This window comes from Microbispora sp. H10949 (genome assembly GCF_014161435.1).
GTDB lineage: Bacteria > Actinomycetota > Actinomycetes > Streptosporangiales > Streptosporangiaceae > Microbispora > Microbispora triticiradicis.
In genome coordinates, this window is record NZ_JABBWZ010000008.1 from 42,672 (window position 1) to 59,904 (window position 17,233).

Annotated in this window: 11 protein-coding genes; 8 read left to right on the forward strand and 3 right to left on the reverse strand. The window is 66.4% G+C overall.

Annotation, left to right across the window (positions count from 1 at the left end; all coding sequences use genetic code 11):
* The first annotated feature begins 16 nt into the window (after positions 1 to 16).
* Genes drmA through HHX40_RS21675 form a run of 4 tightly spaced genes read left to right on the forward strand, consistent with a single transcriptional unit; the run spans position 17 to position 8,333 of the window.
* Positions 17 to 3,817 carry a DISARM system helicase DrmA gene (gene drmA / locus HHX40_RS21660; RefSeq protein ID WP_182882078.1) on the forward strand — a complete coding sequence of 1,267 codons (3,801 nt, stop codon included), beginning with the start codon at positions 17 to 19 and terminating at the stop codon, positions 3,815 to 3,817.
* Entirely contained in the window at positions 3,817 to 5,712 is a 1,896-nt protein-coding gene (gene drmB, locus HHX40_RS21665) for a DUF1998 domain-containing protein (protein ID WP_182882079.1), read from the forward strand. Before drmA ends, drmB begins: the two co-directional genes overlap by 1 nt.
* The gene (drmC, locus tag HHX40_RS21670) at positions 5,709 to 6,473 is read left to right on the forward strand and encodes a DISARM system phospholipase D-like protein DrmC (RefSeq protein ID WP_182882080.1); all 765 of its coding nucleotides are present in this window, start codon (positions 5,709 to 5,711) and stop codon (positions 6,471 to 6,473) included. Before drmB ends, drmC begins: the two co-directional genes overlap by 4 nt.
* Before the next feature lie 33 nt (positions 6,474 to 6,506).
* On the forward strand, positions 6,507 to 8,333 hold the full coding sequence (locus HHX40_RS21675) for an N-6 DNA methylase (RefSeq protein ID WP_182882264.1): 1,827 nt from the start codon (positions 6,507 to 6,509) through the stop codon (positions 8,331 to 8,333).
* Here the strand turns inward: HHX40_RS21675 and HHX40_RS21680 are convergent.
* Positions 8,330 to 9,649: a serine/threonine-protein kinase gene (locus HHX40_RS21680; RefSeq protein WP_182882081.1), complete on the reverse strand. Its 1,320-nt coding sequence runs from the start codon at positions 9,647 to 9,649 to the stop codon at positions 8,330 to 8,332. The genes HHX40_RS21675 and HHX40_RS21680 overlap by 4 nt on opposite strands.
* A 103-nt stretch (positions 9,650 to 9,752) precedes the next feature.
* Between HHX40_RS21680 and HHX40_RS21685 the strand changes: the two genes are divergently transcribed.
* From HHX40_RS21685 to HHX40_RS21700, 4 genes are all read left to right on the forward strand, one after another.
* Positions 9,753 to 11,306 (forward strand): serine/threonine-protein kinase, encoded by a 1,554-nt coding sequence (locus HHX40_RS21685; protein ID WP_259403826.1) that lies wholly within the window; start codon positions 9,753 to 9,755, stop codon positions 11,304 to 11,306.
* A gap of 1 nt (position 11,307) precedes the next feature.
* Positions 11,308 to 13,401 (forward strand): UvrD-helicase domain-containing protein, encoded by a 2,094-nt coding sequence (locus HHX40_RS21690; RefSeq protein WP_182882082.1) that lies wholly within the window; start codon positions 11,308 to 11,310, stop codon positions 13,399 to 13,401.
* 74 nt (positions 13,402 to 13,475) lie between these two features.
* Positions 13,476 to 15,746: a GmrSD restriction endonuclease domain-containing protein gene (locus HHX40_RS21695; RefSeq protein ID WP_182882083.1), complete on the forward strand. Its 2,271-nt coding sequence runs from the start codon at positions 13,476 to 13,478 to the stop codon at positions 15,744 to 15,746.
* Between the two features lie 39 nt (positions 15,747 to 15,785).
* Positions 15,786 to 16,325 (forward strand): hypothetical protein, encoded by a 540-nt coding sequence (locus HHX40_RS21700; protein ID WP_182882084.1) that lies wholly within the window; start codon positions 15,786 to 15,788, stop codon positions 16,323 to 16,325.
* Positions 16,326 to 16,352: 27 nt separating this feature from the next.
* On the opposite strand, the gene HHX40_RS35845 is transcribed toward HHX40_RS21700, so the two are convergent.
* Both HHX40_RS35845 and HHX40_RS21705 read right to left on the reverse strand, forming a co-directional pair.
* Complete coding sequence (locus HHX40_RS35845) at positions 16,353 to 16,571, reverse strand: tyrosine-type recombinase/integrase (protein WP_310738235.1); 219 nt, start codon at positions 16,569 to 16,571, stop codon at positions 16,353 to 16,355.
* A gap of 9 nt (positions 16,572 to 16,580) precedes the next feature.
* Positions 16,581 to 17,093: a hypothetical protein gene (locus tag HHX40_RS21705; RefSeq protein WP_220499428.1), complete on the reverse strand. Its 513-nt coding sequence runs from the start codon at positions 17,091 to 17,093 to the stop codon at positions 16,581 to 16,583.
* Between the last annotated feature and the right edge of the window lie 140 nt (positions 17,094 to 17,233).

Sequence of the window (17,233 nt, forward strand, 5' to 3'; positions counted from 1 at the left end):
AGGAATGGTCAGCGCCATGACGAGTGACCAGGGGGATCTGTTTCCCAAGCTGGGAAACAGGCAGCAGGCTCTCGACCTGACCGCGTCGGGATCCGCTGAGGTGGCCGAAGCCGCAGCGACCGAGCAGGAAGAGGCCGTCCCCCCGTTGGACGTGCCGCAGGTCTTCGCCGAGACATCATCGTACGAGGTGCGGGACGAGTTCCAGGAGCTCGTCTGTCGCGACCTGCTCGGGCCGTGGGACGGCGACCTGGAGGAGTTCCCGCCGCGGGCGATGGGGCCGCGCGAGCGCTACCTCGTCGGCATGTTAGGTCCCAAGCACTCGCCGATTTCCTCGCGCGACGAGGCCGACGAGGTGCCTGACACTGAGACCGGTGTCCAGGGTGATGCTGCCGAAGCCGAGCTGCCCGACGTTCTCACGTCGCAGAACCTCGGGCGCTTATGGGCTTCCTCGATGGGGTTGTCCTTCGCCGTCCCCGCCGACGTAGACGTGATCGCGGTCACCGCCTCGTGGGGGCGGTACAGCAAGACGGAGATCGAGCGCGACGACGGCAAGAAGGCCCGGACCTGGTCCCGTGAGCCGGTCACGTACGACAAGGAGGTCCGGCTCGACCGGGAGTCGACCTGCCGGATCCCGCTCACCGGCGCCACCGTCGACGACCCCGGCGTGCTGCTCGCGGTGGCCGTACGTCCTCGGCACGGACGCAGGGTGGTGGAGTTATCGCTGATCAACACCCAGCGGGAGCCAAACAGCAACAAGGATGCGGCCTGGCTGTTCCAGACAGAGCTGCGGGTCAGGGCGCTCGACGGCGACGCGGCGATCTTCCTGCCCATCGACGACCCGCTCGACGGCGGTGGGGAAGGATACGACGAGGAGGACGCTCACCTGCGGCTCCTCTACCGGAATGAGCGGCGGTATGCCTCCGGACGAAATGTCGCCGTGCACGCAAGCCTGCGTGACAACGAGCGGTGCGCGCACGAGCTGCGGACGACATGGCTACCCGTCTACAACGTGCCCGCGACCATCGCGCCGACCAGCGGGCTCAGGGACGTCGAGCTGTCGATGGACGCCCTGGCCTCGGCCGACATCGATCAGCTGCGCGCCGGGCTCGCACCACTCGCCGACGACTACTCGGCCTGGCTGGAGAAGCGCGCCGACGAGATCCCGACCTTGCCGGAAGCGCTGCGTCCGGTGGCCGTGAACGCGGTGTTCAAGGCGCGCCGGGCGGCCCAGCGCCTTCGTGCTGGGATCGATCTGCTGGCCTCGAATGAGGACGCGCTGAAGGCGTTCCGGTTCGCCAACGAGGCGATGGCGTCGCAGCGGCGGCACTCGGCGATCGCCAAGCTCCGGCAGGAGCGGGGCCTGACATTCGAGGCCGCGACCGCTCTCGTTGAGAATGAGGGAGCCAAGGCGGCCTCCTGGCGCCCGTTCCAGCTCGCCTTCGTGCTCCTCAACCTGCCCTCGCTGACCGACCCAGCGCACCCGGAGCGGGCGGCCGACCACACGGCCACCGCCGACCTGCTGTTCTTCCCGACCGGTGGCGGCAAGACCGAGGCGTACCTGGGGCTGACCGCCTATACATTTGCGATCAGACGGCTCCAGAAGGTGGTGGGTGCGGCAGAGCAGGCGCGCAGTGGGCTGGACGGCGTGGCCGTCCTCATGCGCTACACCCTGCGGTTGCTCACCGCCCAGCAGTTCCAGCGGGCTGCCGCGCTCGTGTGCGCCGCCGAGATGCTCCGCCGCCGCGACGAGCAGACCTGGGGCGGCACGCCGTTCCGGATAGGGCTGTGGGTCGGCGGAGCCGTCTCCCCAAACTGGTTCGAGGGCGCGACCAAGGAGGTGAGTGACGCTCGGGCGGCCCCCGAAGGCAAGCGCCCGAACGTTCTGCAAACTCTGTCGTGCCCGTGGTGCGGTCAGACGTTGCGGGGGCACGAGGACCTGCACATCGACGACGATCGCCGTCGTGTCTTGCTGTACTGCGCCAACGGTGAGGGGCAGAACGCCTGTCCGTTCTCTCGGAGGATGTCACCTGGAGAGGGGCTTCCGATCCTCACCGTGGACGAGGAGATCTACCGGCTCACCCCGAGCCTGGTCATCGCCACCGTCGACAAACTGGCCCAGCTTCCGTGGCGTGGCTTCGCCGGCCACCTGTTCGGTCGGGTCCGGGAATGGTGCCCACGGCACGGCTACCGGCACGAGGACCTGAATGACAAGACCAAATGCACGTCCAAGCACAACGCCAAGGGCATGCTCCCCGCGACCCAAGTCCAGCCGGTGACCCGGCTGCGTCCGCCGGACCTGATCATCCAGGACGAGCTGCACCTGATCTCCGGTGCGCTCGGCACAACCGTCGGCCTTTTCGAGGCAGCCGTGGACGAGCTGTGCACCTGGGGCGACGGATGCGGACCGAAGATCATTGCCTCCACCGCGACGACGAAGCGAGCCGACGCGCAGGTGCTCGGGGTCTTCGCCCGCGAGCTCGCCATCTTTCCACCGCAGGTCATCGATGTGACGGACACCTTCTTCTCCCGTCAGGTGCCGATTACACCCGAGACTCCCGGGCGACGCTATCTGGGCGTCTGCGCACATGGCGTTCGTCTCAAGTCCGCCGAGATCCGGCTCGCCGAGATCCTGCTCATCGCCGGCCAGACGGTCTTCGACAGGTACGGCAAGCCCGCCGATCCGTATATGACGCTCGTCGGCTACTTCAACGCCACCCGAGAGCTAGCCGGCATGCGCCGGTACGTCGATGACGACGTGACGACCCGTATCCGCACACACGGGAAGCGAAAGGGCCTGTCCAACCGGCTGGCGACCCGGCTGGAAATGCTCACCGTCCAGGAGCTCACCTCCCGGATCTCTTCCACTGACATCAGCGAGGTGCTCAGGAACCTCGAGGTCGGTTTCGATCCCGAGTTCGACACCTCGCGCCGGAAGTTCGACCTCAGTGCCGAACGGGCGTTCGCCTTCCGTGACAAACGTCCGGAGCATCCGCTGGTGGGTAGGCGGCTAGCGAGAAAGAGGCTTCCGGTCGATGTCGTGCTGGCCACCTCGATGCTGCAGGTCGGTGTCGACGTGTCCAGGTTCGGTCTGATGGTGGTGACCGGGCAGCCGAAGAACACGGCCGAGTACATCCAGGCTTCCTCCCGTATCGGCCGTGACGCTGAACGGCCCGGGTTGGTGGTCACGCTGTCCAACTGGTCTCGGCCGCGCGACCTCGCGCATTTCGAGGACTTCGAGCACTACCACGCCACCTTCTATCGCCAGGTGGAGGCGCTGTCGGTCACCCCGTACACCCGACGGGCACTGGACCGAGGCGTCACGGCGGCGTTCGTCGCCGCGCTGCGGAACGCGGAGGAGACTTACTCGCGCAATTCCGACGCCCACGACGTGCCGCTGGACGGCCCGATCGCCGGACGGATCAGGGAACGATTCCTGTCCCGCGCGGAGGCGGTCGCGGGTGAACGCGGCCGTGACTACCTGCGCGAACGCCTCGATGTTGTGACCGACAAGTGGCTCAAGGAACGGAGCGGGCAGAACAGGCTGGGTTACCAGGCGAGTTCCTCCACCAAGCAGCCACTCGCGGGGCTTTTGCGTGCCGCGGGAGACGGCCCATGGGACACGATGACCGTCGGCCAGTCCATGCGCGAGACCGAGAACGAGATCAACCTTCTGGTCCCCCGCTTGGAGGAGATGTTCGCTCCTGTGTACGGGGCACCCGACTGGGCCTTCGCCACGACCGGCGCCGAAGACGACGACGCTGACACTCCCGAAGGGGACGAGCTCGGTGAGAGCACGCTGAACGGAAAGGGGCAGTGATGGCCGGCAAGCCAGAAGGACACCGGCGCAGGGTTGGCGCCGTCCGTCCCAGCCACCTGATGTTCACCGGCGGCGTCGGCGCGCTGGTGGACCTGCCGAACTTCTCCGTGCTGGTCAAAGGGCTGGACGACTGGCGCTACGACATGATTCCCGACTGGGAGCCACTGGCCGAGCCTAGGCTCCTGGCCGCCGTCCAGACCCTCCTCGGCAAGAACGTCGAGCAGTTGCGCCCCGCTCCGTGGATGCCGGACCAGGACCAGAGCGGCATGGCCGCGCGCGTGGGCGTCCCCACGGTCCCCTTTCCCGCATGGATGAGATGCACGGCCTGCAACATGCTGGCGCCCATTGAGTCGCAGGTCGTTTTCGGCTTTGAGAACCCGAAGGCGCATGCGCCGCACGAGGCCCGGTTCTTCCATAAAAACTGCCCACGCAAGAAGTCCGGTCCCCGCCCCCTGGCCGTGGCCGCCCGCTTCGTGCTCGCGTGTACGGCAGGCCATCTGGACGACTTCCCCTACGTGCGCTTCGTGCATCGAGGCGGCACCTGTGAGGTGGACTTCCCGCCCCTGAGCATGGACGACCGCGGCGGCAACATGGGTGCCAACGTGGAGATCAAATGTGAACGCTGCGGGCTGCGGCGCAACATCACCGAAGCCATGGGCCGGCGAGGCGAGCAGAACCTGCCGGGATGCCGGGGCCGCCATCCGCACCTGTCCACGTTCGAGTCGTGCACGCGGCCCGTGCGGGTGCTCGTCGTCGGAGCCTCCAACCAGTGGTTCGCACAGACGCTGTCCTCGCTGTGGGTGCCGGAGCTGGGAGGCAGTGTGCTGGACGCCAAGGTCGCCCAGCACTGGACATCTCTCTACGGCATTCCCGGCCCGAACATGCTGCCCTTTATGCGTGGTGCCGTACCCGCGCTCAGAGAGTTCGACAAGTGGGACGACCAGGCGGTGTGGGACGCGATCGAGCGGCACCGCGCCCGGCTCGACGGTGTGGAGGCAACGAAGGCCGAGGGCTACCCCGACCTGCGTACCGCCGAATGGGAGGTGCTGTCCGCGCCTGAATTGCCCGAGCCCGACGAAGACTTCGCCCTGCGCCGCGATCCTGAGGGAGTCCCCGAGCCGCTGCGCGGCGTCTACGCCGACGTCGTCCAGGCGGAGCGCCTCCGGGAAGTCCGCGCGCTGATCGGATTCACCCGCCTCGACGCGCCGGACCCCGAGGACCCGGAGTTGGTCACCCGGGCCCCCCTCGCCAGAGACAGGGCCACGTGGGTGCCGGCCAGCGAGGTCAGGGGCGAGGGCATCTTCCTCAAACTGCCCGAGGACCTGCTTGCGGACTGGGAGAAGCGGGTCGAGAACACACTCGCGTTGCGTGAACACAAGGAGGCGTACGGCCGCTTTCGGACGCACCGCTACAGTGACCGCATCCGTGGCGCCTTCGACGAGATGCAGCACTGGCCGGGAGCTCGGTTCTACGCCCTGCACACCCTGTCCCACCTGCTCATCCGCACCATCGCGCTGGAATGTGGGTACAGCTCCGCCAGCCTTTCCGAACGCATCTACGCGGGCAGCTACGACGACCGGCGTAGCGGCATCCTCATCTACACGGCAGTGCCCGACGCCGAGGGAACCCTGGGCGGCCTCGTCTCGCTGGCCGAGCCCGCCAACCTCGTACGGCTCACGCGTCGGGCACTGCGCGATGCGATGCGCTGCTCGTCCGATCCACTGTGCTCGGAACGTCTTCCGCAGGCACCCGCCGACTTCCTCCACGGCGCCGCCTGCCACGTGTGCCTGTTCGTCTCCGAAACGACATGCGAGCGGGGCAACCGATTCCTCGACCGCAGGTTCGTGGTGCCCATCGACGACCCCGACCTCGCCCTCTATCCCGAGCTGCCATGAGATCGTCGCAGCGCTTCGAGCGTGCAGTGGCGAAAGCCGCCGCCCTGCTCGGGCCTTCCCGGCTTCGTACCCTCGCGGACCGGATCGGGGACGGGTGGCCACGGAGTGCGATTCCTGGCACGGTGCCTGTGCCGGGTTTCGCCGAGGCGGCACAGGCGGTCCTCGACGCGCAGGAGATGGAGCATGTGCCTGACGCCGAGGCGGTCGCATATCTTCGAGGAGTGGCCGATGGGCATGCCCAGCATGCGGGTGCCAGCCGGGTCGAGTCCGTGTGGAGCGGGCCGAGCACGCATGCCGTGCCTGTCCGAGCGACCACTCAGGTTCTCGTAGATCTCGTCTCCGAGGCGGCACGCGAACTTCTGCTGATGACCTATTCGGCCAAGCCGTACACTCCGCTGCTGAAGGCGCTTCGCGCGGCCGTCGAGCGCGGCGTGTCAGTGACGGTAGTCGTCGAGACCCTCCAGGGGGCGGGGTCCGCCATGGGCGGTGCCGAGCCGTCGGCAGCGTTTTCGTCGGTGTCCGGTCTCGACCTATGGCATTGGCCGATGAACAGGCGCATGGAGCAGGGTGCGAAGATGCACGCGAAGCTGGCCGTGGCGGACCGGCGGGTGCTGTTGGTGTCCAGCGCCAACCTGACCCAGTCAGGCGTGGCGAAGAACATCGAGGCCGGGCTGCTCGTTCACGGTGGAACGGCTCCGCAACGGGCGGCCGAGCACATCGCTGAGCTGCGCGCGAAAGGTCTGCTGGAGCGGCTGCGCTAGATCGTTGAACTCGGGGAATGGGAGATGCATGTGATGCACGACGACGCCAGAGTGGCGGCGGGCGACATCGCACGTCTGGCTGGGGTGGGCCGGGCGGCCGTCAGCAACTGGCGCCGCAGATTTCAGGACTTTCCCGATCCAGTTGGTGGCACCTCGTCAAACCCGCTCTTTTCGCTGACCGAGGTCGAAGCATGGCTGCGTGGACAAGGGAAGCTGGCAGAGCTGCCTGAAGACGAGCGAGTGTGGCAGCAGATCCGCAACTCGGCGGATGATCTTCACCTCGCCTCGCTGGTGAGTTCCGTGGTGGCGTTCCTCGTCCAATCTGAGGGGAACGACCCGCTGAAGCGGCGAGACCCAGCGGGCGTCGACGTACCGGTGGCATTGCTGAAAGCCGTGACGGGCCTGGCTGCTGAGCGCGGTCTGCGTGACACGGTGGAGTTCTTGTTCCGGCGCTACATCGAGACGCATTCACGTCGAGTACAGATCGTTTCCCCAGATGTCGCCGCGCTGATGGTCAGGCTGCTCGGCCCCTGCGGCACAGTGCTCGATCCCCTCTGCGGTTTCGGAACTTTGCTGCTGGCCGCCCGGCCGCACGCGCATCGTCTGCTCGGCCAGGAACGGGATGCCGCCATGGCCCGCTTCGCCGAGGCTCGGCTGGCGGCGCAGCAAGCGGACGTCGACATCCGCGCCGGTGACGCGCTGGTCGCCGATGCATTTCCGGATGCCGAAGTGGACGGCGCGTTGTGCATTCCGCCGTTCAACGAACGGGGCTGGGGATATGAGGAACTGACCAACGACCAGCGCTGGCAGTATGGATTGCCGCCGCGGGGTGAGTCCGAACTGGCGTGGGCGCAGCACTGCCTTGCCCGGGTGCGCCCGGGCGGCCAGGTGGTGTTACTGATGCCGCCGGCCGCCGCGAACCGCCGTTCAGGGCGTCGGATCCGGTCGCAGCTGTTGCGGACAGGGACTTTGCAGGCCGTGATCGGGCTGCCTGCGGGATCGGCCCCGCAGTCGTCGTTGCCGCCCCATCTATGGCTACTGCGGAGGCCCGAAGGCAAGGGCGCCATTCCCTCGCATGTGCTGATGGGCGATGGTCCGGTCGAGGCGTTCGGGGATGGCGTGGAGTCGGTTGGCCGCGCCGTACCGATCCTTGAGCTACTGGACGACGAAGTAGACCTCACGCCGTCGCGCTACCTTCCGAAGGCAGCCGCCGTGCGGATGGGAGACATCGACAAGGCTCGAGATGATCTCGAGGAACGGGCTTCTGCGCTGGCCCGGCTGCTGCCGGCCGTAAGCCGGGAGACTCGGGACCTGACCATGACAACCCTCGGCGAGCTGGCGCGGGCGGGGACCGTCCAGCTGGAGCAGACTCCGATGCGGATGGAGACAGAGTCGGGGGAGGTGCCGCTGCTCATAGCAAAGGATTTGGTGCTCGGCCGCGGCCCGACGGGTCGCGGGCAGGTAGGGCGGGAAACCGTAACCGCCAACCCCGGCGACATCGTGGTCCCGGCGATTACTCACGCTGTGATGGCGCGAGTCATGACCGAAGAAGTGGTTCTCGGACCGCACCTTTTCGTCATCCGCGTGGACCAGGAGACGCTCGACCCTCACTTCGTGGCCGGCTTCCTGCGCGTCTCCGCGGAGCGAGCCTCAAGCACCTTGTCCGGGACATATAGGGTCGACGCGCGGCGGGCACAACTGCCCCGCCTGCCGATCGCCGAACAACGACGGTACGGTGAGGTCTTCCGCCAGCTAGAGGCTTTCGAAACCGCTGTACGCCAGACCTCCGAGCTGGGGGTCGTGCTCGCAACACAGGTCCTTCAAGGCCTTATCGACGGAGAACTCAAACCGGCCGATTAGCGGGCGATGGCCAGCATGAGCTGCGCTGCCGTCGGCCGATTCCGGGGGTCCTTGTCCAGACAGGCGGCCATGGGGTCTCGCAATGACGGTGGCAGGACGCGAAGGTCAGGTTGATGGTGAAGGACCGCCTGGAAGACCTGGAAAGTCGTCGCGCCGCTGAAGGCGAGACGGCCGGTCGCCCCGTAGAACATCGTCGAGGCCCAGCTGAAGATGTCGGCCTGGGGGCTGATGGGCAGGCCGGAGACATGCTCCGGCGACATGTACGCTGGTGTGCCCTTGACGCCGCCCGAGGTCATCGTCACCTGGTCCAGCGCCTTGGCGATCCCGAAGTCGATCACGCGGGGCCCGTCCGGCCCGAGCAGCACGTTGGCGGGCTTGAAATCACGATGGATGATTTTGGCGGAGTGGATGGCGTTGAGCGCTGCCGAGGTCGCGATGGCCAGCCGGATCAGGCTGTCGCCCGCAAGGGGACCGTCCTCGCGTACGAGCCTTTCAAGAGATCGTCCCGGAACGAATTCGCTCACGATGTAGGCGGTGTCGCCCTCGACGCCCACGTCGATGATTCGCGCCGTGGAGAACGGAGGCACCCGTTGAGCCGCGGTTACCTCGCGCTTGAAGTCGGCGCGTTCCTTCGTCCCACCCCGGAACCGCTCGTGCAGAACCTTGATCGCGACTTGCCGGCCGTCAGGCGCCGTCCCAAGGTAGACCGCGCCTTGCCCGCCCTCACCCAACCTGTGAAGGAGCGTAAAGGGGCCAAGTTTGCGTGACTGATCGCTGTAGTTATGGACAGATGAGGCGGGAGTCCCCCAGGGATCCCAGGAAGAGGACCAGGTGCTTGCTTGCACCGCGACCGCTGGGGCTTCGTGTTCAGACGGTCTGGAAGCTGTGCCGGAAGGCGTAGGCGCGGGAGAAGGGCCGGTGTACGACCGCATCTGCGACGACCGCGTCGTCACGCGCGGCCGGAACACTTGAGCCCTGAGGACGAAAGCGTGCACAGTGCCGCCCCACCACGGTCCGAGGTACCAAACCCACATCGCTACCTGGTTCTGCCAGTCGTCGTGAGCGAAGTCGCGAACCCCGGCCGTGGCCACGTAGGCGACGAACAGGACGAGGTAACCCCCGGCTGCGATGCCTTGTCTTCGGCTCTTCAGCCGAATCGCGGCGGATGCGATGACGACCGAGGTCAACAGGCCGAACGAGACAAGCGGGACAAATGCCCAGGTAACGCTCAGTACGACAACAAAGGGAGACTTGCGCGCAGCCACCCGCCCATGGGCGCCGTCACGCTGAGCGTCAACCACATCCTCGAGAGGCATGATGCGATCCTAGGAATGCGGAGGTTTCAGAGAAACCAATCTACTGATTGCTGATCCTGTAATTTCTCGGGTAAAGAAGAGCTTGTTGTGGAGGGCGGCGGGGTTGAGCAGGCGGACCATCGACGATCGTTACGAGCTGGATCCCTTATCGTGGCGCGGCGGTGGGATGGGCGAAGTCTGGTTCGGCTACGACAAGCGCCTGGACCGGCCGATCGCGATCAAGTTCATCCGAATCGATCGGCTCCCGGACGGCAAACCGGACAAGGAGCTCACACAGCGCTTCGTCCGCGAGTCGCGGATCACCGCGCGTCTTGAACACCCGGGTGTCCCGGCCGTCTACGACTGCGGCACGCACGGGGAAGAGCTCTACCTGGTCATGCAGCTGATCAACGGCTACTCTGTCACGACCCTTCTCGACGAGACTGAGATCCCGGTCGCGTGGGCCGCGGCGATCGCCGCCCAAGTGTGCTCGGTGCTGGCTGTGGCCCATGCCAGCTCCCTCGTCCACCGGGACCTGAAGCCGAGCAATCTCATGCTGAGCCCTGATGGCACGGTCAAGGTGCTGGACTTCGGAATCGCCGCCGCGCTCTCGCCAACGGCCACCAGGCTTACTCGTACCGGCGTCGCGGTAGGCACACCGGAGTACATGGCGCCCGAACAGGCGATGGCGGGTGTGACGAGCCCGCAGAGCGATCTCTACTCCCTCGGTGTGGTTCTGGATGAGATGCTCTCCGGAGAGAACCAGTTCTGCGGAGCCACACCCTTGGCGTCCATGCACAACCATATGGGCCGGCCTCCGCAGCCGTTGCGCCACCGGCGGCGCGATGTGCCCGAAGGGTTGGAGCGGCTGGTCCTGTGGCTGTTGGAGAAGTCGCCGGATAACCGGCCCACGTCAGCTGTCGTGGTCTACGAGCGCCTGCTGGATTTCTGTCGCCACCTGCCCTCGTTCACCGGGTATGTGGACGCGGGCACGCCGCACCCGGTTCGCATGTATGCGGGCGTCGTGGGGCGGATCGGCGAACGTCTGAGCGCCGGGAAAGGCGTCGGCGAGCCCGTGCGTTCGGCGCCCGCACCCTCTGTCGCCTCGCCTGAGCCTTTCAGGTCGAGTGACATGGCGGTGGCCCGTAAAGACGCCCAGGCGCTCAAGGCCGAATCCCGCTTCACTCAGGCTGCTGAGGTGCTTGCCGGAGTCGCGGGGCCTGCGGCACGTTCGCTTGGTGAGGCCAACTCCGACGTGATCTCATTGCGCATTGAGCTGGCGGACGTGCTCTTTCTGGCTGGGGATTATCGTCGGGCAGCTCCTGAGTTCGCCAGGCTCGCCGTGGACCTCACCGAGCGGGACGGGCCTGATAGCGATCTTGTCCTGCGCTTTCGGCTGATGGAAGCGAACTGCCATGCCGCCATCGGCGAAACCACCGCCGCGCTCGCGGAGCTCGGCAGGCTGCTGGAGGACGAGAAGCGGTTCGGTGTTGATGAGGACCGGGTGCTGGAGTTGCGGCGCCAGATCGCACTGCTCGAACTTGGCGCGGGGGATCGGATCCGAGCGAAGAAGACTCTGACGGACCTGTTGCCTGATCTCGAGCGGCGGTACGGCTCCGGCCATCCCAGCGTGATCAAGATCATTGAGATCTTGGACAGTCTGGATGGTGAGAGCTGAGATGCCGACGCTGGGAATCGACAAGGAGTTCCTGCGCGACTTTGGGAGACTGGAACGGTCCGTGCAGGACCGCATCACCGAAGTCTTCGCGAAGTTCGAGCAGGCGACGTACGCGGGGCTGCACCTGGAGAAGTTGAGTAACGCCCGTGACGACCGCTTCCGGACCATTCGTATTGACAGATTCTGGCGCGGCGTCGTGCTCGCGCCGGACACGGGTGACGTCTACACCCTGCTAAAAGTCTTGCCACACGACGACGCTTACACCTGGGCGGAGCGCCACCGTGCGTCAGTGAACGCCGCGACAGGCCGGATAGAGATCCGAGACAGCGCTGCCATCGAAGTTACGCTGCCCGAGCTCGTGGTCGCCTCGGATCGGACACCGCGACGGTTGTTTGGACACGTCAGCGACGGCGATCTGCTTCGGCTGGGAGTCGATGAGCAGACACTGACCTTCGCGCGTGCACTGACCGACGTCGTCCAACTGGAGGCATCCCGGGCGTTCCTGCCGCAGAACCAGTGGGACGCACTGTACGGCCTGGCCGCGGGCCTGACCCCAGAGGAGGTGTGGGCCGAGCTCGGTGCGCCTTCCGAGGGAGGGGCGTACGACACCGACGACATCGCGGCCGCGGTGGCTCGCACGCCGGAGCGCGTCGTGTTGGTCGAGGGACCGGGCGAACTCATGGAGGTGTTCCGCCACCCGTTCGCGCTGTGGAAGATCTATCTTCACCCGGCGCAGTATCAGGTGGCGCACGCGGCCTTCAGCGGCCCGGCGCGCGTGACGGGCGGGCCGGGAACCGGGAAGACGGTCGTCGCCCTGCACCGCGCGCACCACCTCGCCACGCAGGGTGCAGGCCCCGTACTGGTGACCACGTTCACCTCGACGCTTTCCACCTCACTCGAGGCGGGGCTCCGGCTGTTGATCGACTCGGCGCAGGTGCGCGACCGCATTGACGTCCGGCACGTGGACCAGCTCTCTTACCAGATCTTCGCAGAACAGCACGGCCGTGCCGCCATCCTCCGGGACAAGGAGGAGAGGGACATCTGGCGCCGGATCGTCAAGCGCTTGGATCTTCCCTTCACCGAGACGTTCCTCGCAGAGGAATGGCGGCACGTCATACTCGCCCAGCAGGTGACCAGTGCGGCCGAGTACCTGACGGCCAAGAGAGCCGGGCGGGGCCGTCGCCTCGGGACTAGGCAGAAGGCCCAGCTCTGGCAGGCGGTATGGGAGTTTCAGGAGGAGCTGAAACGGCGCAACGTCTGGACACACGAGATGATCTGCGTCGAAGCCACCAAGCTGTTGTGCGAGCGGCCGGTGAAGCCATATCGGCACGTCATCGTCGATGAGGCTCAGGACCTGCATCCGGTTCAGTGGCGGCTCTTACGCGCGGCGGTCGCCGAGGGACCCGATGACATGTTCATCGCGGGGGACAGCCACCAGCGGATCTACAACAGTCGGGTCTCGTTCCGCGAGATCGGCATCAACGTCACAGGACGCTCCGCCCGGTTGACGATCAACTACCGGACCACGGCCGAGATCCTTGGCTGGAGCCTCGGCATGCTCCGCGGCGAGCCGATCGACGACATGGACGGCGGGCTCGACACGGTGGCTGGATACCGATCACAGGTGCACGGACTGCCACCGGAGCTGCGTGGCTTCCGGGTGCTGAAGGACGAGCTGGACGCGCTGGTGCGTCAGGTCCGCAGGTGGATCGACGCCGGGATAGAGCCAGCCGAGATCGGCATCGCGGCCCGATCCAACATGCTGGCCGATTCGGCGATTGTCATGTTGACGGGCACGGGAGTTCCGGCCCGCTCACTGGCCAAGGCGTCGGATGCCGAGGACGTGGTGCGTGCCGGGACGATGCACCGGATGAAAGGGCTGGAATTCCGCTGCATAGCCGTCATCGGCGTGGGAGAGCATCAGGTGCCACCGTCGAGTGCGGTGACGCCGGCCGAAGAGGATGAGCTGACGCACGCCCAGGACCTTCAGCGGGAGCGATGCCTGCTTTTCGTCGCCTGCACCAGGGCGCGAGAGCAGCTGTACGTGTCGTGGCACGGTGCACCCAGCGAGTTCCTGACCGGATTCGTTACCTGACACCCGGTGAAATGCCAGGCGCAAGCCGTACAGTAATGCCTTGGATCATGAGATTCCCAACCTGGAGCGGATAATTGGCCACTCTCTCGGTGCTCCTTCACCAGATCGACAACGGGACGGTTCTCCTGCCGGAATTCCAGCGGGGGTACGTGTGGAATCGCGATCAGGTCCGCGGGCTCATGCGCTCGCTGTACAAGGGATATCCGGTCGGCGGCCTGCTGCTCTGGGAGACCACGCCCGAGATGGCCTCCGTACGCGGCGGCGCCACCGACGGAGGGGTACGGCTCCTGCTGCTGGACGGGCAGCAGCGGATCACGTCGCTGTACGGGATCATGCGCGGCCACGCTCCGGCCTTCTTCGAGGGCGATCCTTCCGTCTTTACGAGTCTGCGCTTCAATGTCGAGGATGAGACCTTCGAGTTCTACGGTCCGGCGAAGATGCGGGACGACCTCCGCTGGGTGGACGTGACGCGGCTGTTCGTCGAAGGGCTGGAGCCGTTCATTCACGCGTTCGGGCAGTATCCCGACAGGTTCTCGACCTACATCGCCCGGTTGAACCGGCTGAAGAACCTGGAGAACCGCGAGTTCCACGAAGAGAAGATCACCGGCCCGGACAAGAATGTCGACGTCGTCGTCGACATCTTCAACCGGGTCAACTCGGGCGGAACCGCTCTGTCCAAGGGTGACCTCGCGTTGGCCAAGATCTGCGCCCAGTGGTCACCCGCCCGTCAGACCATGCGCCATCACCTGAAGCAGTGGCAGGCCAAGGGCTTCGACTTCTCATTGGACTGGCTGCTGCGCAACGCTGCCGCGGTCGCCACCGGCCGTGCCGTTTTCGCCGCTCTGGATTCGGTTTCGGACACGGAGTTCGAGTCGGCCCTGGCCAAGTCCGTCGGATATATCAACACGCTGCTGGGCGCGGTGTCGGGGCGGTTGGGACTCGACCACGACCAGGTCCTCATGGGGCGTTACGCGATCCCCGTCGTCTCCCGCCTGCTCCATCTCACCCCCAGCGGGGGTTTCATCGACGGCGCGCATCGCGATCGTGTGCTGTTCTGGTACGTGCATGCCGCACTGTGGGGCCGCTTCGCCGGTTCGACGGAAACCGTGCTCGCTCAGGACTACGACGCCGTGGAGCGTTCCGGGATTGACGGACTCATCGCGTCGCTTGAGCGGTGGCGCGGTGGCAACCTGGAGGTCCGGCCACACGACTTCGAAGGCTCGACCCGGGGCTCGCGGTTCTACCCTCTGCTCTACATGCTCACCCGGGTGCACGGCGCCAGGGACTTCGGCAGCGGGCTGGAACTGCACGCCGAAATGTTGGGCAAGCTGACCTCCCTGCAGGTGCATCACATCTTCCCGAAGGCGCTGCTGTACAAGGCGGACTATGACCGCGTGCACGTCAACGCCGTCGCCAACTTCTGCTTCCTGACCCAGAATACGAACCTCGTGATCGGCAAGCGCTCTCCGGAGGAGTACTTCGCCGAGGCGGAGGAGAAGCACCCCGGCGTTCTCGCCTCGCAATGGATCCCGATGGACCGGGACCTGTGGCGGGTGGACCGGTATCTGGACTTCCTTGAGGCGCGACGTGAGCTGCTGGCGCAGGCGGCGCAGTCCTTCCTCGCCGGGCTGCGGGACGGGGTCGCGCCGATTGCCGCCGCGGAACTGCAGCCGATGGCCGTTGTGGCGGACGAGCAAGATGACGTGCGGTCCGCACAGATCAAGGCGATGGTCGAGGAACTGGTACGGCTGGGCTATGCCGAGCCGGCGCTGGACAGCGAGATCGCCGATCCTTTCACCGGACGGGGGCTGGCGATGGCCGAGGCGTTCTGGCCCGACGGCTTACAGCCAGGCCAGGGCAAGCCAGTCGTACTGGAGCTGGATCCCGAAGTGGCCGACCTGCCGAGGCTCGAAGAGCTGGGATATGAGGTCTTCACCTCGGTGGACGCCCTACTTGGCTATGCGACGCGCCGCAACGAGACGGCTGCGGGTGACGAGCAGGTTCCGCAGGGGCTCGCCGTACCGTTCGCGAACGGTACGGTGACCGCCGAGTTCGACGCGGCAATGCGGTCCATCTACGACAAGGCGCGCAGCGAGGCCAACTACCACGCTTCCTATTTCCTGAGCATGCTGGCAGAGCACGGCAGTCTGGCGACGGCGCGCAAGCTGCTGCGCTCGCCGGCAGTGTCGGACGGCTTCGCGGCATTGTGGGAACGGGGTCGGCTGGACCTCACGGTCGAGGCCTTGGTCGTGCAGCCGCAGTTCGCAGAGATGTTCACGCCCACTGAGATCGAGGTCGCCCGGCACCGCCTCGAACAGTTCGGCTGGAGCAGCGGAGCCGCGTGATCTTCAGCCTTACGGCCGCCTGGCGCTAGCGTTGTAGGCGTGAGAGAGAACGCGTCGTACCTGCTGATCCTGGGAGATCGTCAGGCCATCGCCTGGGTGCTGCATGAGCAGCGGATGGCCTTCCCGCCCACCTCACGCTCGGAGATCGCGCAGGTCCGGCCGGGCGATGAGCTGCTGATTTACACGACGCGCGGTGCCTACCGGAACCCCACACGGGATCGCGGCCGGATCATCGGCCATGCCGTGGTGACCTCGGACGTCCGACGGCTCGACAAGCCAGTCCATATTGGCGGGCGCGACTACCCGACCGGGTGTGAGCTGAATATCGATCGGCTGGCGCCGTGGGGGCGCGGCGTCGAGCTTCAGCCGCTCGTGGCGCGGCTCGACGCGTTCCCCAACCCGGCGGCCTGGAGCATCAAGCTGCGCCAGGCGCTGCTGCGGCTGCCGGAGAAGGACGCCGTGCTCATACTCGACTTGCTGGCGCCCCTGGCCGGGACTCCGGAGGCCAACCTGCCGGGTTACCTCGCCCACGACCGGCCTGCCGCCCAGGCTTCCCGGCGTACTTCACTTGCGACGTGACGCAGGTCCTTCTTCCATCCAATCGGGTCAACGTGCGGAACGGGACCGCGTGCGGGCGAGGGCGTCGAGGGCTGTTTCGTCGGCGTCAGGAAGGGTGTGGAGGTACTTCTCGGTTGTGGAGATGCTGCCATGGCCGAGGCGTTCCTTGACGACTTGGAGGTCGGCGCCGCCGGCCAGCAGCCAGGAGGCGTGGGCGTGGCGGAGGTCGTGCATCTTGACCTTGAACTCCAGGCCCGAGGCGGCCAGCGCGGGTCGCTAGACCTGGTCACGGAACCAGCGGCGGGGGATATGCCCGTCGGTGTCCCACCGGCGGGGCCGGCGCGGGTTGTCCTTGCCGGAGGACCGGCGCTCGGCGCGGTAAATGGCGTAGGCGTTCTTGCAGTGCGCGCAGCGGCACTTGCCCGCGGAGTACGCGCTGAGCGTGCCATGCCGATATCGCCGTCCGGCAGCGTTCGGCTCGGTCAGGCCCAGATGCTCTGCGGGCTCCAGCTTGGGCTGCGGTGCGGACTCCTCGGGCTGGTAGACGAAGAGCAGGTCGTCACGCTCCAGCTTGCTGTCTTCGATGTGCTGCTCGAGCTTCGCCGTGATCTGCGGGCTCAGCTTGAAGCGGCGAAATTCCCGGTCTTTCGGATACTCCTTGATCAGAAACCGCTTCCCCTCGGGATGATGCTTGTGGTTGATCTCGATGACCGTCCGGCTCACCGTGACGATCCGGCTGAGCACGTCGAGGTCCTTGACGCGGAGCTCGGTGAGCTCGCCCCAGCGCATGCCGCTCTCGATGGCGGTCTCGGCCAGGAGCCGAGCCTCCTCGGTGGGCAGTGCGGGCGCACATTCTGAGGAGTTTGGGGGAGGTCGCGCGGATGCGGGGCGAGTATGAGCAGGCCGCCAGCGCCTACGCTCAGGCCCGC

What these genes read in the sequence shown, in the direction of transcription:
- HHX40_RS21680 (WP_182882081.1), bottom strand. Translation starts at nt 9,649, where the DNA reads ATGCCTCTCGAGGATGTGGTTGACGCTCAGCGTGACGGCGCCCATGGG.
- drmB (WP_182882079.1), top strand. Translation starts at nt 3,817, where the DNA reads ATGGCCGGCAAGCCAGAAGGACACCGGCGCAGGGTTGGCGCCGTCCGT.
- HHX40_RS21690 (WP_182882082.1), top strand. Translation starts at nt 11,308, where the DNA reads ATGCCGACGCTGGGAATCGACAAGGAGTTCCTGCGCGACTTTGGGAGA.
- HHX40_RS21675 (WP_182882264.1), top strand. Translation starts at nt 6,507, where the DNA reads ATGCACGACGACGCCAGAGTGGCGGCGGGCGACATCGCACGTCTGGCT.
- drmC (WP_182882080.1), top strand. Translation starts at nt 5,709, where the DNA reads ATGAGATCGTCGCAGCGCTTCGAGCGTGCAGTGGCGAAAGCCGCCGCC.
- drmA (WP_182882078.1), top strand. Translation starts at nt 17, where the DNA reads ATGACGAGTGACCAGGGGGATCTGTTTCCCAAGCTGGGAAACAGGCAG.
- HHX40_RS21705 (WP_220499428.1), bottom strand. Translation starts at nt 17,093, where the DNA reads ATGCGCTGGGGCGAGCTCACCGAGCTCCGCGTCAAGGACCTCGACGTG.